Source organism: Paenibacillus darwinianus, assembly GCF_000598065.1.
In the GTDB taxonomy this organism is placed as follows: Bacteria; Bacillota; Bacilli; order Paenibacillales; family Paenibacillaceae; genus Paenibacillus_I; species Paenibacillus_I darwinianus.
In genome coordinates, this window is sequence record NZ_KK082179.1 from 1 (window position 1) to 15,459 (window position 15,459).

The window sequence follows — 15,459 nt, forward strand, 5'->3', positions numbered from 1 at the left end:
GCCACCGACCTGCCGCAGATCGGCGGGCTGGACGGGGGACACTTCCTGGTCATTCTCGCCGGCGGCATCATCGGACTGGTTATTATGCGTTTCGCGGCCTCGTACTTCAGCAATTTGCTGGTGAGAAGGCCGGGCCTGGAGACGGCGGCCTTCATGATCGTCGGCTGGGTTGGCGTGAAGCTCGCCATCTATACGCTCTCCCATCCGGAGGTAGGTGTGCTGTCGAAGTCTTTCCCGAAAAGCGTCGGCTGGAAAATTATTTTCTGGGGCGTCATGATCTTGATTGCGGCAGGCGGCTGGTTCCTGTCCAAGGAGAAGAACACCCCCGCAACGGAAGCGGCTTAAGCCATTCCACAGCGGGAGCTGGAGCAGGCTGTTGCATCCGTTCAGCCCGACCCGGTCATGCCGGAATCGGCATCGATCGAGCTCGTACCGCCGACGGAGGACGAAATCGACGACGAAGATATCGAAGCGTGGATTTGACATGCGAACACCCAAGCATGGTTGCCGAGCAACCAAGCTTGGGTATCTTAGCGTTATTGCTCGATTTGTGTCAGCTATTGTTACATTACCTCCCTCTTTTAGAAGCGGATAGACGGGGGGTTCCAGGAATGTTTTAATTTTGGCATCCCATTGCAGGCGCCGGCCACGCCGCCTCATCTGCTATCCTTTCCGGAAACTATGTATTGTTCCCATTTTGGTTTAATAAAGAATAACGCGGCGCATAATATGCCCCATAAGTTTACAACTATCGAGGAGTTGAGCCGATGAACACGGGGGCTTTGCTGGAATACGCCTGGGTGCTGGTCGTCCTGATCGGACTTGAAGGCATTCTGGCTGCGGACAACGCTTTGGTTATCTCGATCATGGTCAAGCATCTGCCCGAGAAGGAAAGGAAAAAGGCGCTCTTCTACGGCCTGGCCGGCGCATTCGTATTCCGATTCGCGTCTTTGTTCATTATTTCGTATTTGGCGAACGTCTGGTACGTGCAGGCGCTCGGCGCCGCCTATTTGCTGTACATTGCGCTCAATCATATGGTGAAAAGGCTGTTTGTCCGCAAGGAGAAGCATATGAAGGAAGCAGAGAAAAAGCAGGAGAACTTCTGGTTTACGGTGCTGAAAGTCGAGCTGGCTGACATCGCCTTCGCGATCGATGCCATCCTGGCCGCGGTCGCCTTGGCGATTACGCTGCCCGCAACCGACCTGCCGCAGATCGGCGGGCTGGATGGCGCCCAATTCCTCGTCATTCTGGCCGGCGGCATCATCGGTTTGGTCATCATGCGGTTTGCCGCGTCTTACTTCGGCAATTTGCTGGTGAAGCGCCCCGGCCTGGAGACCGCTGCCTTCGCGATTGTCGGCTGGGTAGGCGTCAAGCTTGCCGTCTACACGCTCTCCCATCCCGATGTCGGGGTGCTGGATAAATACTTTCCGAAGAGCGCCGTGTGGAAAACGATTTTCTGGGGCGTGCTGATCGCCATCGCGGTCAGAGGCTGGTTCTTGTCGAAGGGAGCGGAAGCCGACAAGAAGTAACAAAAGATAATGAGGAGATCTTCATGATTAAAACCGTCTCATAAAACCCACAACCCCGACGCTCCATTCGTATGCTATTATCGTATGCAATCGAAGGGAGTGTTGGTTGTTGACGACCGATCAAGCGCAAGCGGTGCGCAATTTTACAGTGTCCACGGATATTTTTTATCAGCCTGATCTCGATATCTATGCCCAGATGATCTATATCGTTCTAAGCTCCAGCACATCCGAGAGCTCGATGCCGACTTTGTCGGGGATTGCGGCCAAAGGCCGGATGACGCCGAAGCAGGCGGTGAAGGCGATGCAGACGCTGGTCAATCTCAAGCTGGTTCCGCATAAGCTGTTCAGGCAGATGATCGGTGAATTCCAGGACGACCGTCTGTCGTGGGCGGCGAAAGGTTTGCTTACATACTGCAGGAAGCAGCCGACCATTACGATCGCCGAGCTGCTGGAGCTGTCCGACCAGTCGGGCGAGGACGAGCAAAGCATCCGGAGGGCGCTGGTCGAGCTGAGAGACGCGGGTTATCTGGAGGAGTATCCGGAAATCAGCAAGCTTGCGAACTGAATGGGACAAGAAAACGGCGGTGACAACGGGGCAAGCCGATTAAGAGGTTTGCTTATTGCGAAGCCAAACGCGGCTACAATTTCGAAAAACATGGATATCACACGGCCTACCGTCAGCTGCTATACGATACACGTAAATTCGTCCACTTCTTTTCGCAGCGGCAGGGAAGGCTGGGCGCCGGGCTTGGTGACGGCAAGGGCAGCGGCTTTTGCTGCGAACCGAACCGCATCGGCAAAGCTAAGCTTCTCCGCAAGTCCGACTGCCAGGCCTGCATTGAAGGCATCGCCCGCAGCCGTCGTATCGACAACCTCCACCTTGCAGGCCGGCACGATCTCGATTCCGTTGCCGGATGGATAAGCCACGCCGTCTCCGCCGCGCGTTAGCAGCACTTTCCCGACGCCGAGGCGCTGCAGCTCCGCGATGGTTTGCTCGGGGCCCCATGCCTGCTGCACATCCCCCGCCGCCAGCAGCATGCTTTCCGTTTCGTTCGGCGTCATGATGTCCGTCAGTTCATAGATCGCGGCAGACAGCGCTTTGGCCGGCGCCGGATTCAGGATCGTGACGACATTATGCTTTTTGGCGATCGTTAAAGCGGCTTTTACGGTATCGATCGGAATTTCGAGCTGTACCATAAGCACGTCCGCATTTTGGATGATGTCTTCGCCCTGCATGATATCATCCGGCGTCAGCTGCATATTCGCGCCAGGGGAGACAACGATGCAGTTGTCTCCGCTGGCGGTTACCGGTATGAAAGCTATGCCGGACGGATAATCCGGCAGCATGCGGATGTGGTCCGTCACGATGCCTTCCTGCTGCAGATTCGTCAGCAACTGCTGCCCGAACGAGTCTTGTCCCAAACACCCGAACATGACAACCCGCGCGCCCAATCTGCTGGCAGACACCGCCTGATTGGCGCCTTTGCCGCCCGGCACGGTCGTATAATCTCCCCCCAGCACCGTCTCTCCGGTTACCGGCAGCTTGGGGGTTTGGATGACCATATCCATATTAATGCTGCCGACAACCACGATGTTCGCTTTTGGTTTCACTGTTATTCCCAGCCTTCCCTGTCTCGAATCGAATCATCAGCTGCGGTTGAAGCAAGATACAGGTAATCATTAGCTTTGTGCTTCATATTATAAAGGAAAGCACCCCTTTTTTACATCACAGGCAAGAAAAAAATGACAGACCCCATACCGAACTTGCGACGCTTTTGCACGTTGCCTTAAGGGAGATATTTGTTATAATAAAGGGGGAGCGTCAGCGGTAATCAGGAGGGGAAGCCTCGGTGAAGGCTGTTGCGACCGAGGAATATGAAAGCGCTAACAAGTACGCGGTTGGAAACCATTCCGAATAATACGAGGTGATGAGGACGATGGGAACCCGCTTATTATCGGAGCAGTTGATCAAGAATCGTTATCCGCATTTACGATATGTCCGCATTCATACCCCCGCCAAAAATTCCGTCACCATCTACGCGTGGAATGAAGAGCTTGAATTGCCGGAGAGCGAGGCCGCCAGCTTAAGCAGGTTCGCCGCCGGTTATTTGCTTCAGCATATTTGTTATAAAGTTAAGGCGTACAACATGATCGAAACGGACGGCGTGCCGAGGGTGGAGGAGTTGCCCGAATCGATCGTGCAGGCCGCGTTGGACCGGGGCTTGAACCAGCATGGGATTATCGACGTCATGAACCGGATGTTTACGAACGGCAGCATTTCGTTTGAAGGCTACGATATGGAGACGGGCACGATTCATTATGCCGTCCGGTCGGCCGCGCCGGTCACCGACATTGAGCGAGAGCTGATCCGCCAGTATCTTTACGAGATCACGCCGCTAGGTGCGAGAAGCGAGGTATCGTACGGCTAAGGGGCTTGGTTTGTTGGAACAATAGTCAATCCGCATCCGATTTTCGATAACACTACTGGTTGCTGGGAGAGATTAAAACAGCCGGGCTATAGGGAGTGCATTCCCGGCCGGGCTGTTTGCTTGTGCCACCGTTATGATTTTTTTAAGCTTGCCGGTTTTGTTCGCTCACAACTCCAATGGATGCCGCGCGTTGTGCTAGAATAAGACAGGGAGGAGTGTGCATGAAGGATCTTACGCTGCTTTTGTTTGAACGGATGGGTATTTTTCTTATGCTCACCTTCATATTTACGCGCATCCCTCTGTTCCGGCAACTGCTGGACCGCAAAATATCATGGCTTAATACTTTTTATTTCTCCAGCCTTTTCGGCTTGTTCGGCATACTGGGCACCTACGCGGGAGTGGTCGTACAGGACGGCATGGTATCTTCCTCGTTCTGGATGCTGCAGCTTGGCCCGGATGAAGCGATTGCGCATTCCGCGCTGGTCGGCGTTGTCATCGGCGGCTTGATAGGGGGACCGCTCGTCGGCATTGGCTCCGGCCTCATTACCGGCGCGCATATGGTGTATTTGGGCGGCTTTGCCGCGTGGGCGGGCGGAATCGCCGCTTTGGTTGCCGGCATTCTGGCAGGTGCGGTCGCCCGATTCTTCTCGCAGGAACGGGTCATATCTCCGGTAAAAGCGCTTTTCATCGGCATGTTCGCCCCGATTCTGCTGATGGGCATCATTCTGATCGGCGTAGCTCCGCCTGAACGGGCGATTCAATTAGTGAACCTGATCGGCATACCGATGGTGCTTACCAACAGTGTGGCAATTGCAATTTTCACCACGATGCTGCATGTTGCTTTGCGGGAAGAAGAACGGACCGCAGCCTATGAAACCCAGCGGGCGCTGTACATTGCGGAAGCCGCGCTGCCGCATTTGAAGCAAGGGCTCACGTTCAGGACCGCGGAGGCGGTAGCCGGTTTGCTCATGCGGGAGCTGAAAGCGGCTGCCGTTGCAATTACGGACAGAGAGCGCATCCTGGCGCATGCCGGTATCGGAACGAAGCAGCATGTGCCGGGCGAGAGCATAAAATCGGAGCTTTCGCGCAGAGCAATTGAAACCGGAGAGCAGCAAATCGCCTACAGCCATGAACAAATCCAGCCCCACCATGCCTCGCTCGGAGCGGCCATTATCGTGCCGATTACCGAAGCGGGCAAGGTCGCGGGTCTCATCAAGCTGTACTTCCGACGGCCGCAGGACATCCGCTCCGTGGAAATCGTGCTCGCGCAGGGTCTCGGCCAGCTCATTTCGTATCAATTAGGCGCGGCCATGCATGAGAAAATGACGCACCTGATGAAGGAGGCCGAGCTCAAGGTACTGCATGCTCAGATCAATCCGCATTTTCTGTTCAACACGCTGAACTCGATCAACTCGCTCATTCGGATGAATCCGGAGCTTGCGCGTCATGTGACGATGCAGCTCGGGACGTATATGCGGCTTAATTTGAAGGTGACGTCGTCGCAATGGATTTCTTTCCGACAGGAAATGGAGCTGCTCAACGCGTATATGGAAATCATGAAAATCCGCTTCGAGGATCAGTTCACCGTCGAATGCGATATGGACGACGAGCTCGAGACGTGGATGATTCCGCCTGCGACCATTCAACTGCTGGTAGAGAACAGCGTTAATCATGGCTTGCGCAATCGGAGAAGCGGCGGACTGATCCGGATCGGTCTGCGCAGGAAAGGCGGCCGCGCGGAGGTGAGTGTCGAGGACAACGGGACAGGCATCCCGCCGAATTTGCTGGATAAGCTGGGCACCAAACCGGTGGCCAGCCTAAGCGGCAACGGCATTGGCGTTTATAATATCAATCAGCGCTTGATCGGGCTGTTCGGACAGGAGGCGAGACTGCATATCGGGAACAAGGCCGAAGGCGGCTGCCGGTTTGCTTTTTCCATACCCTACATGCGCGCGGAAGGTAGTGAAGACGTTGAAGTCCATTAAAGTGATGATCGCGGAAGATGAACGGTTGGCCCGGGAGGAGCTGGCCTACCTGCTTCGGCTGGAAAAGGATCTCGAACTGCTGCCAAGCGCGGCTAACGGGGCCGAGCTGCTCGAGCTGGCAGGCGTGTGGGAGCCCGACGTCGTATTTCTGGACGTGCAGATGCCGGAGATGGAAGGCATTCAAGCGGCCAGGATGCTGACCGCCGTGCCGTCGCCGCCGCTCATCGTGTTCACGACCGCCCATGAGGATTATGCGGTGGAGGCGTTCGGGCTGAACGCCGTCGACTACTTGCTTAAACCCTATACTCATCTGCGCTTGAAGGAAACGCTGTCGCGCATCCGCAGCAAGCTGCAGGCTTCGCCTTCACCGCAGGCCGGACCGCCGCCCGAAAGTCAGTCCGCATCCGCTTCTTCTGTCGCCGGCAGATGGAATCGCCTGCTGATGGAGGACGGCGAGAAGCATGTGCTTATCGATCCGGAACAGGTGGTCTACGCAGTGCGGGAGGAGCGGGTCGTGCTCGTTCATCTGGCGGACGGGACATACATCACATCCAAGCAAACGCTGCAGGAGCTGGAGGACAAGCTGGCAAGCTACGCCTTTTTCCGACCGCATCGAAGCTATCTGGTTAATCTGAACCGGATCGACGAGGTCGTGCCCTGGTTTAACGGCGCTTATAATTTGACGATGCGGGACCGGAAGCAGACGCCGATTCCGTTGTCCCGGGAGGCGGCCAAGGAGCTTTTCCGACTCTTGAAAGGGCAGTAGAGCAATCCCAAGCAGTCCGTTCGGGACTGTTTTTTTGCGTTTCACGCATTACAATTGACGGTTCGCGCAAGAAATCTGTTCTGCAGACGGAATTATGATTATAATCACAGTGAAGCGCTTTCATATCGAAAAATGGGGAGCTGATTCCGTGACCGTCCAGCACATCGAAACGATTCCAAGCGTTCCAGGCAATCATAATCTGCAGTCTTATGAATCGGCTTACCGCTCTTTCCGGTGGGAGGAGGCGGAGAAGCATTTCACCTGGCATCGGACAGGCAAATGCAACATGGCCTATGAGGCGATCGACCGCCACGCCGAGGGGGCATTGGCAAACAAGGTTGCCCTGATTTATGAGGATGACGACCGGAAGGAGAGTTACACCTTCGAGCAGCTCAGCAAGCTGTCCAACCGGTTCGGAAACATGCTGAAAGGGCTCGGCATCGGGCAGGGGGAGCGCATCTTCTTCTTCATGCCGCGAACGCCGGAGGTTTATGTAGGCATTATGGGCACGCTCAAGATCGGAGCGATCGTCGGACCGTTGTTCGAAGCTTTCATGGAAAGCGCCGTGACGGACCGTCTCTCCGACGCCGAGGCGGTGGCCATCGTCACGACTTCCAAGCTGAAGCACCGGATACCGCGCGATCGGCTTCCTCATCTGAAGCATGTCATCATTGTCGACGAACAGACTGAGTGGCAGCCCGGCGAAGTCGACTTTCATGTCGCGATGGCGCAATCCTCCGAGGAATTGGACATCACATGGGTGGACCGCGAGCATCCGCTCATCCTGCACTATACTTCGGGCTCGACCGGCAAACCGAAGGGCGTGCTGCACGTGCACGGCGCGATGGTGCAGCATTATCTGACCGGCAAGTGGGTGCTGGATCTGCGTGACGATGACATTTACTGGTGTACTGCAGATCCCGGCTGGGTGACGGGGACCTCATACGGTATATTCGCCCCTTGGCTGAATGGCGCGACCAATCTCGTCCGCGGCGGACGATTCTCCCCCGAGCGCTGGTACCGGACGATCCAGGACCACAAGGTCACCGTATGGTACAGCGCGCCGACGGCTTTCCGCATGTTGATGGCAGCCGGGGACGAGACCGTGGACGCCTACGACCTGTCCAGCCTGCGGCATATTTTATCCGTAGGGGAGCCGCTCAATCCGGAGGTTATCCGCTGGGGTATGAAGGTATATGGCCGTCGCATCCATGACACCTGGTGGATGACGGAGACAGGGGCGCATATGATCGTCAATTTCCCTGCAATGGATATACGGCCGGGGTCGATGGGCAAGCCGTTGCCTGGTATTGAAGCCGCGATAATCGACGACCGGGGCAACCTTCTGCCGCCGAACCGGCTTGGCAACCTGGCGATCCGTACGGGGTGGCCGTCGATGATGCGCGCCATCTGGAACAATCCGTCCAAGTATGAAGAATACTTCCGCTTGTCCGGCTGGTACGTATCCGGCGATTCCGCCTACATGGACGAGGACGGCTACTTCTGGTTCCAGGGCCGTGTAGACGATGTTATCAACACCTCCGGCGAACGGGTCGGACCGTTCGAGGTGGAGAGCAAGCTGGTCGAGCATCCGGCGGTTGCGGAGGCCGGCGTAATCGGCAAGCCGGATCCGATAAGAGGCGAGATCATCAAGGCTTTCATCGCCTTGCGGGAGGGCTATGCGGAAACATCCGAGTTACTCGAGGAGATACGCGTATTCGTGCGCAACGGATTGTCCGCGCATGCGGCGCCGAGGGAGATCGAGGTGTTGGGCAAGCTGCCCAAAACACGCTCGGGCAAAATCATGCGCCGCGTATTGAAAGCGCAGGAGTTGGGACTCCCGACCGGAGACCTGTCTACAATCGACGATTGATATTAACGATGGAGGGATGCAGCATGGAAGGGAAGCAGCAGAGCGAAAGCTATGCCGAAGTGTGGCAGTCGGAGAAATTCAGGGCGCTGATAGCGTACAAGAGACGGTTCATTATCCCGATGACCGCGTTTTTCCTTATTTTCTATTTTACGCTTCCGATCATGACCTCTTATTCCAAGGTGCTGAACGAGCCTGCAATCGGGAACGTTTCATGGGCGTGGGTATTTGCATTCGCCCAGTTTGTGATGACCTGGACGCTTTGCATTCTTTATTCCAGGAAATCGGCTAATTTTGACCGCATGGTGGACGATATCAAGAAAGACGTGGGGGTGTAGGCGGGTATGGCGATTGCCCTGTTTTGCGGGATTGTATTTCTGACTTTGGTCATTACGTATTTTGCCGCCAAGAAAACGAATAACGCCAGTGACTTCTATACCGCCGGCGGAGGGTTGAAGGGATGGCAGAACGGCATGGCCATCGCGGGCGACTACATGTCCGCGGCGTCGTTCCTCGGCATCGCCGGTACGATTGCGCTCGCCGGCTTCGACGGGTTCTTTTACAGCATCGGCTTTCTGGTTGCTTATCTCGTCGTCCTCTACCTGGTTGCCGAGCCGCTTCGCAACTTGGGGAAATATACGGTAGCGGACATGATCGCGGCGCGTTTCTCGGACAAAAAGGTGCGCGGCGTCGCGGCGCTCAACACCATTTCCATCTCCATTTTCTATATGATCGCCCAGCTCGTCGGCGCCGGCGCGTTGATCAAGCTGCTCTTAGGCATCGATTATACGACCTCGGTCCTGATCGTAGGCGTACTGATGACGATCTACGTCGTGTTCGGAGGCATGCACGCCACCAGCTGGGTACAGATTACAAAAGCCGTTCTGCTCATGGCCGGCACGTTCGTTATCTCGATCATCGTGTTCGCCAAGTTCGATTTCAGCGTTGCGGTGATGTTCGATCATATGAAGACCGCTACGCCGCTGGGCGAAGCTTTCCTGAATCCGGGCAACAAATACAAGGTGCCGCTCGAGACGATCTCGCTCAATCTCGCATTGGTGCTCGGCACTGCGGGGCTGCCGCACATCCTGACCCGTTTCTTCACGGTAAAAGATGCGCCGACCGCCCGCAGCTCGGTCGTCTACGCTACCTGGATTATCGGCATGTTTTACATCATGACGATCTTTCTCGGCTTCGGGGCCGCCGCCTTCGTAGGCGCGGAAGGCATTACGGCCGTCGACAAGGGGGGCAATATGGCCGCGCCGCTGCTGGCCAAAGCGCTGGGCGGGGACTTACTGTTCGCCTTCGTCTCGGCGGTCGCCTTCGCCACGATTCTCGCCGTCGTTACGGGCCTTGTGCTTGCTGCGGCATCGGCGTTCGCGCACGACTTCTACGGGCAGATCGTCCGGCGCGGTCAGGCGACGGAGAAGGAGCAGCTGCGGACGGCGCGGTGGGCTTCGATCGGTGTTTCGGTGCTGTCGATCATCCTGGCGCTGTTCGCGCAGAAGCTGAACGTCGCTTTTCTGGTGTCGCTCGCTTTTGCGGTTGCCGCCGCCGCCAATCTGCCGGTCATCCTGTTCACGGTATTCTGGAAGCGTTTCAACACGACCGGTGCGGTTACCGGTATGCTCGTCGGCTTGTTCAGCACCGTTATTCTGGTTGCGATCGGACCGAATGTCTGGTCGCCCGAGGTAGGCAAAGCGATACTAGTCGGCGAACCGCTTTTCAGCATGGCTAATCCAGGCATTATCTCGATTCCGCTCGGTTTCATCGCCGCGTATGCGGGCACGCTGCTGTCCAGCAGCAAGGATGAAGTCAAGTATCGGGAAATCGTCGTGAAAGCAAACACCGGCGTTTAAGAGTGGTCGGATAGGAAGCAGCCGATTCAAGGGATGGGGCTGTCCGGAAGCGGGTCTTCGGATCCGCTTGAGGGGCAGACCCATCTTTTATTTGCGGGCCGCTTGTGCGATGATGGGGTAACAGAGGCCGGGCGCGGCGAAGCGGTACGGGGTGGACAAGCTGCCGCCGCTTGCGGACAGGCGGAGGAGGGGGAACCTGAGATGAATCAATCGGGGTTCGTATTTTTTCTGGCGGTCGTGGTCGGCACGCTGGCGATTACCTATTATGCGGCGAAACGCACGTCGAATACGAAAGATTTCTACGCCGCGGGGAACCGGTTGACCGGTCTTCAGAACGGGCTCGCGATTGCCGGCGATTATATGAGCGCCGCGTCGTTTCTCGGCATTACCGGCTCCATTGCACTTTACGGATTCGACGGCTTCTATTACTCGATCGGATTTCTTGCCTCCTATGTGATCGTGCTGTATCTGATCGCGGAACCGCTTCACAATCTGGGTCGGTTTACGATGGCCGATGGGATCGCCGTCCGTTTCCGGCACAAGGCGCTGCGGGGCGCCGTTGCCTTCAACAATATCGTCATTACCGTGTTGTACATGATCGCCCAACTGGTCGGAGCCGGAGGTCTGATCCACCTGCTGCTCGACATCTCTTATTCGTCGGCGATTCTGCTGGTCGGCGGCCTGATGACGGTCTATGTGGTGTTCGGCGGCATGCTGGCGACGTCGTGGGTGCAGATCGTCAAGGCGATTCTGCTCGTGTCGAGCACCTTCATCGTCAGCTTGATCGTGCTGTCGCGGTTCGATTGGAACGTTATGGGGCTGTTCTCCAGCATGTCAGACATTACGCCGCTGGGGGACAAATATCTGCAGCCGGGCAACCTTTTTCAGGGGCCGATCGACACACTTTCGTTCAATCTGGCGCTCGTACTCGGCACGGCGGGCCTGCCTCATATCATCACACGGCTGTACACGGTGAAGGATGCGCGAACTGTGCGCAGCTCGGTCGTGACGGCCACTTGGGTGATCGGCGTATATTACGCGATGACGATTTTTCTGGGGCTTGGCGCGGCGGCTCTTGTGAGCTGGGAGCAGCTTTCGAGGAGCAATAACCTTGCCGCACCCCTCCTTGCGCAAGCGCTTGGCGGCGATTTTCTGATGGCGTTCATCTCGGCCGTGGCGTTCGCCACGATTCTGGCCGTCGTCTCCGGGCTGCTGCTCGCGGCATCATCCGCCTTCGCGCACGATGTGTACAGCAGCATCATACGACGCGGGCAAGCGACGGAAGCCCAGCAGATGCGCGTTGCGAAAATGTCAGCGGTCACCGTCGGCGCGGTGTCGATCGTGCTGGCGCTCGGCGCGCAAAACCTGAATGTGGCGTTTCTCGTATCGTTGGCGTTCGCGGTCGCGGCCTCGGCCAATCTGCCGGTCATTCTGCTCACGCTGTTCTGGCGGAGGTTCAACGTATATGGCGCGTTGGCTGGATTGTTCACGGGGTTGGGCTCGTCGGTTCTGCTCGTCGTGCTGAGTCCCAATGTGATGGAACCGGCGGTCGGCTGGATTCGGGCGGAGGCTATTTTTCCGTGGATGAATCCCGGTATCGTTTCAATTCCGCTCGGGTTCCTGGGCGGGATTGTCGGTACATGGCTGACGCTGCGTGCGGAGCCGTCCGCCACGGGGCGGTTCGAGCATATGCAGGTGGTCGCGCATGTCGCGCCGGATGAGAGGTGAGCGCGTCACCCCGCATCGTGGGAAACTCCACGCCAAAAATGACCGGGTGAGAAAACTCAGCCCGGTCATTTTTTGTTCGCGTGCTATTCTAGATTCGCGTGCTTGCCGTACATGCGGCCCGAGTCCTGTCCGCGCTTGTCCATCAGCCGGAGGATGACGGCGTCGAGGAACAGCAGCAGCATCTGCTCAAACAGCGAGCCCATCGGCTGAATCGTTTTGTTCGGGTCCGATGCGGCGTCCTTGACGGCGCCTGGCAGCTGCGCCACGATATCCGCCCGCTGCCCAAGCGAGGAGCTTGGCTCAATGGTGGCCAGCGCCAAGGTGCCGCCGAGCGCTTTCGCCTTGTCGGCCATCGCGATCAGGCTTTTCGTCTCGCCGGAACCGGACGCGATCAACAGCAGGTCGCCGGTGTCGAGCCCGGGCGTCACCGTTTCGCCAACCACATAGGCCGGTATCCCTAGGTGCATCAGACGCATCGCGAACGCCTTCGCCATCAGGCCGGAGCGGCCGGCTCCCGCGACGAAAACTTTTCCGGCTTCCAGCACAGCCTCGACCAGCCGCTCCGCATCCTCCGCGGGGAGCTGCCCGGCGGCCTGCCGAAGCTCCTCCACGATCGTTGCGGCGTATTCTGCCGTTTGCATCGACAACGCCGCCTTACGCGCCGGCGCCGATCAATTGCTTCATTTCGGCCGCCATCGCTCGCTTGTCGTCCTGCCCGGTAATACCGCCGCCGACAATGATCAGATCCGGCTTCGCTTCGATGACCTGCGGCAAGGTTGCCAGCTTGATGCCGCCGGCCACGGCGGTTTTGGCGTTTTTCACGACACGCTTGATCGTGTTCAATTGCTCGAACGGGCTTTCGCCGGCCGCTTGCAGGTCATAGCCCGTGTGCACGCAAATATAATCGACGCCCAGCGCGTCCACTTCTTTCGCACGCTGCTCGAGGTCCTTTACGTTGATCATATCCACCAGAATTTGCTTGCCGTTCTTCTTCGCTTCCTCGACCGCGCCCTTGATCGTCGAATCGTCGGTTGCGCCCAGCACCGTGATGATGTCGGCGCCCGCTTCGGAAGCCTTCATGACCTCGTACGCGCCGGCGTCCATAATTTTCAGGTCGGCCAGCACCTGCAGGGAAGGGAAGGCCTCCTTGATTTCTTTCACGGCGCGCAGGCCTTCGTTGATGACGACAGGCGTACCGATTTCCACGATATCGATATAGTCCTGAACCTCCTTGACGACTTCCTTCGCTTCCGGAATGTTGACAAGGTCCAATGCCAATTGTAATTTCATAGGTGATTGCCTCCTTTGTGTTGTTATACACTGACGAGTATACCCGCATAGATGCAGCTATTGTAAGTAGGCACATATTTATTATATAGTGTCTAAAAGTATACTTTTGGCGCCATCATGTGCCGTGGGCGCCGCACATACGTACAGAAGGAGTGATCCGCATGACCCGAAACGCGGGAAAAGTGTTCAACTGCGAGAAAGAACTGACGCTGTCCATCATTGGTGGGAAATGGAAAATGATTATTTTGTGGCATCTCGGCAAAGAAGGTACGAAACGATTCAGCGAACTGCGTGCGCTTATACCGGATATTACCCAACGGATGCTGACGACCCAGCTGAGGGAAATGGAGGAGGACGGCATCATCAACCGCAAGGTGTATGCAGTCGTGCCCCCCAAGGTCGAATACAGCCTGACAGAACGGGGGGTGAGCCTGATTCCGATTCTTGACCTGATGTACGACTGGGGGAAGAGCTACATGGTGGAGGTGCTCGGCGATCGGGCCAGCATTCGGACCGTGACCTAACCGCAGCCGGGGAGGTACAAGGAATAGTATTCGACGCGCACGGTGATGTATACCATACAATATTACGTAACGCCCACAACAACCATAACGGACTCGAGGTGGAGCGCCATGAACCGGCACTTGATTCTGAACTGCGATGATTTCGGCCAGAGCCTTGCGGCCAACGCGGCCATCATGCATCTGCTTGAGGAACGGAAGGTGTCTTCGGCGACGATCATGCCGCCGGCCCCCTCGTTTGATGAAGCGGCGGCCTGGGTGCGGCGTCAGCCGGACCCGAGGGTAGGGCTGCATCTGACACTGACGAGCGAATTTCCAGGCCACCGCTGGGCCAGTCTCACCGGACACCCCTCTCTCCATGATGACACCGGCCATATGCACCTGACGGCGGCCGATTTCGAAAAGCATGCCGATCCGAAGGCGGTCAGGGCCGAGATCAATGCCCAATTCGATCTGGCGAAATACGCCGGCCTGCCGATCACCCACGCGGACAATCATATGGGCAGCCTGTACGGGATCGAGACGGGGCGCAGCTATTTGCCGTACGTGTTCTGGCAATGCGGGCGGCGGGGGCTGCCTTTTCGGATTTTCCGTCACATTCATCCGCAGGATGCGTTCCTGAATTCGATTGCCGGCGCGGAAGAAGCGCTCACCAAAGCGGTGGCGCTTGCGGATACGCTGGGCGTCGCGATGCCCGATTATTTGCTGACTCATCCGTACCATATGACGGAGGGAGAAACCTACGACAGCTTCAAAAGCTCGCTCCTCGCCAAAATATATGAGCTGCCGGAGGGGGTAAGCGAAACGTATATCCATCCGGCAGCCGAGGACGCTCATATGGCAAGCATTGTTCCGGCATGGTCCAAAAGGGTCTGGGAGTACAGGCTTATGCAGGGCGACGACTTCTCTTATGCGCTGAAGGATGCCGGCGTGCAATTGATTGATTACCGCTACGTGCGGGAAAATCTTAGGCGGTCCAGGCTGAAGTCTGCCTGGTCGTTGTTCAGGCTGCTTTAACCGCGAGGCTCTCCGCAGACGCGATGGATTGCAACTCTTCGTCCTCCTCGTGCGATTCCGGTTCGAGGTTTTGAGGGTTTGAGCGTCAGGGCAGCGGCTAACGGCCCTGAAAGACCTCGGCCAGAATCTCGTACGAGCGCAGACGGGCCCGATGGTCATACACCTGTGCGGTGACGATGATCTCATCCGCTTGCGTTTCCTCGAGGATCGCCGGCAGCCGCTTGGCGACCGTCTCCTTGCTGCCGGCAATCGTATAGCTCAGCTGCCCGCGCACGATCGCTTTCTCCTGCGGTGTCCACAGCTCATCCATATTGTCAACCGGCGGGTTCAGCTTTCCGGTGCGGCCGCGGATCAGGTTCAGGAACTGCTGCTCGTGCGAGGTGGCGAGCTTCTGCGCCTCCTCGTCCGTATCGGCTGCGATAATGTTGAGGCCGACCATAGCGTACGGCTTCTCGAGCGCGTCCG

General features: G+C 57.1%; 15 protein-coding genes and 1 pseudogene. 12 read left to right on the plus strand and 4 right to left on the minus strand.

The window, feature by feature from the left end; translation table 11 throughout:
* From BG52_RS11015 to BG52_RS11025, 3 genes are all read left to right on the plus strand, one after another.
* On the plus strand, nucleotides 1-345 hold a 345-nt coding region (locus tag BG52_RS11015), incomplete at its 5' end, for a TerC family protein (protein WP_036667267.1).
* A gap of 422 nt (nucleotides 346-767) precedes the next feature.
* A complete protein-coding gene (locus BG52_RS11020; protein WP_036582203.1) occupies nucleotides 768-1,529 on the plus strand; it encodes a TerC family protein in 762 nt (253 codons plus the stop codon).
* 109 nt (nucleotides 1,530-1,638) lie between these two features.
* Nucleotides 1,639-2,094, plus strand: a complete 456-nt coding sequence (locus BG52_RS11025; protein WP_036582205.1) for a hypothetical protein — start codon at nucleotides 1,639-1,641, stop codon at nucleotides 2,092-2,094.
* Between the two features lie 119 nt (nucleotides 2,095-2,213).
* Here BG52_RS11025 and rbsK read toward each other — a convergent pair whose 3' ends face one another.
* Nucleotides 2,214-3,140 carry a ribokinase gene (rbsK, locus tag BG52_RS11030; protein ID WP_036582207.1) on the minus strand — a complete coding sequence of 309 codons (927 nt, stop codon included), beginning with the start codon at nucleotides 3,138-3,140 and terminating at the stop codon, nucleotides 2,214-2,216.
* Between the two features lie 326 nt (nucleotides 3,141-3,466).
* On the opposite strand from rbsK, the gene BG52_RS11035 reads away from it, so the two are divergent.
* The 7 genes from BG52_RS11035 (at nucleotide 3,467) to BG52_RS11065 (ending at nucleotide 12,166) form a co-directional block, all read left to right on the plus strand.
* Nucleotides 3,467-3,958 (plus strand): hypothetical protein, encoded by a 492-nt coding sequence (locus BG52_RS11035; RefSeq protein ID WP_036582208.1) that lies wholly within the window; start codon nucleotides 3,467-3,469, stop codon nucleotides 3,956-3,958.
* 221 nt (nucleotides 3,959-4,179) lie between these two features.
* Nucleotides 4,180-5,943 carry a LytS/YhcK type 5TM receptor domain-containing protein gene (locus tag BG52_RS11040; protein WP_036582210.1) on the plus strand — a complete coding sequence of 588 codons (1,764 nt, stop codon included), beginning with the start codon at nucleotides 4,180-4,182 and terminating at the stop codon, nucleotides 5,941-5,943.
* On the plus strand, nucleotides 5,930-6,709 hold the full coding sequence (locus BG52_RS11045) for a LytR/AlgR family response regulator transcription factor (protein WP_081793799.1): 780 nt from the start codon (nucleotides 5,930-5,932) through the stop codon (nucleotides 6,707-6,709). Before BG52_RS11040 ends, BG52_RS11045 begins: the two co-directional genes overlap by 14 nt.
* A gap of 148 nt (nucleotides 6,710-6,857) precedes the next feature.
* On the plus strand, nucleotides 6,858-8,582 hold the full coding sequence (gene acsA, locus BG52_RS11050; protein ID WP_036582279.1) for an acetate--CoA ligase: 1,725 nt from the start codon (nucleotides 6,858-6,860) through the stop codon (nucleotides 8,580-8,582).
* 23 nt (nucleotides 8,583-8,605) lie between these two features.
* Nucleotides 8,606-8,917: a DUF485 domain-containing protein gene (locus tag BG52_RS11055; protein WP_036582212.1), complete on the plus strand. Its 312-nt coding sequence runs from the start codon at nucleotides 8,606-8,608 to the stop codon at nucleotides 8,915-8,917.
* Between the two features lie 6 nt (nucleotides 8,918-8,923).
* A complete protein-coding gene (locus tag BG52_RS11060; RefSeq protein WP_036582214.1) occupies nucleotides 8,924-10,438 on the plus strand; it encodes a solute symporter family protein in 1,515 nt (504 codons plus the stop codon).
* A gap of 201 nt (nucleotides 10,439-10,639) precedes the next feature.
* Nucleotides 10,640-12,166: a solute symporter family protein gene (locus BG52_RS11065; protein ID WP_036582215.1), complete on the plus strand. Its 1,527-nt coding sequence runs from the start codon at nucleotides 10,640-10,642 to the stop codon at nucleotides 12,164-12,166.
* A gap of 83 nt (nucleotides 12,167-12,249) precedes the next feature.
* On the opposite strand, the gene hxlB is transcribed toward BG52_RS11065, so the two are convergent.
* Nucleotides 12,250-12,807: a 6-phospho-3-hexuloisomerase gene (gene hxlB, locus BG52_RS11070; protein WP_036582217.1), complete on the minus strand. Its 558-nt coding sequence runs from the start codon at nucleotides 12,805-12,807 to the stop codon at nucleotides 12,250-12,252.
* A 13-nt stretch (nucleotides 12,808-12,820) separates the two neighbouring features.
* The gene (gene hxlA, locus BG52_RS11075; RefSeq protein ID WP_036582219.1) at nucleotides 12,821-13,456 is read right to left on the minus strand and encodes a 3-hexulose-6-phosphate synthase; all 636 of its coding nucleotides are present in this window, start codon (nucleotides 13,454-13,456) and stop codon (nucleotides 12,821-12,823) included.
* Nucleotides 13,457-13,617: 161 nt separating this feature from the next.
* Between hxlA and BG52_RS11080 the strand changes: the two genes are divergently transcribed.
* Nucleotides 13,618-13,980, plus strand: coding sequence for a winged helix-turn-helix transcriptional regulator (locus BG52_RS11080; protein WP_036582222.1), 363 nt, complete (start codon nucleotides 13,618-13,620; stop codon nucleotides 13,978-13,980).
* 108 nt (nucleotides 13,981-14,088) lie between these two features.
* On the plus strand, nucleotides 14,089-14,994 hold the full coding sequence (locus tag BG52_RS11085) for a polysaccharide deacetylase family protein (protein WP_036582223.1): 906 nt from the start codon (nucleotides 14,089-14,091) through the stop codon (nucleotides 14,992-14,994).
* A gap of 97 nt (nucleotides 14,995-15,091) precedes the next feature.
* Here the strand turns inward: BG52_RS11085 and BG52_RS11090 are convergent.
* A pseudogene (locus BG52_RS11090) lies at nucleotides 15,092-15,459 on the minus strand (LLM class flavin-dependent oxidoreductase); the annotation flags it as partial.

Coding starts and splice junctions, on each gene's coding strand:
- BG52_RS11055 (WP_036582212.1), top strand. CDS start 8,606: ATGGAAGGGAAGCAGCAGAGCGAAAGCTATGCCGAAGTGTGGCAGTCG.
- BG52_RS11060 (WP_036582214.1), top strand. CDS start 8,924: ATGGCGATTGCCCTGTTTTGCGGGATTGTATTTCTGACTTTGGTCATT.
- BG52_RS11080 (WP_036582222.1), top strand. CDS start 13,618: ATGACCCGAAACGCGGGAAAAGTGTTCAACTGCGAGAAAGAACTGACG.
- BG52_RS11035 (WP_036582208.1), top strand. CDS start 3,467: ATGGGAACCCGCTTATTATCGGAGCAGTTGATCAAGAATCGTTATCCG.
- BG52_RS11020 (WP_036582203.1), top strand. CDS start 768: ATGAACACGGGGGCTTTGCTGGAATACGCCTGGGTGCTGGTCGTCCTG.
- BG52_RS11040 (WP_036582210.1), top strand. CDS start 4,180: ATGAAGGATCTTACGCTGCTTTTGTTTGAACGGATGGGTATTTTTCTT.
- hxlB (WP_036582217.1), bottom strand. CDS start 12,807: ATGCAAACGGCAGAATACGCCGCAACGATCGTGGAGGAGCTTCGGCAG.
- BG52_RS11085 (WP_036582223.1), top strand. CDS start 14,089: ATGAACCGGCACTTGATTCTGAACTGCGATGATTTCGGCCAGAGCCTT.
- hxlA (WP_036582219.1), bottom strand. CDS start 13,456: ATGAAATTACAATTGGCATTGGACCTTGTCAACATTCCGGAAGCGAAG.
- BG52_RS11065 (WP_036582215.1), top strand. CDS start 10,640: ATGAATCAATCGGGGTTCGTATTTTTTCTGGCGGTCGTGGTCGGCACG.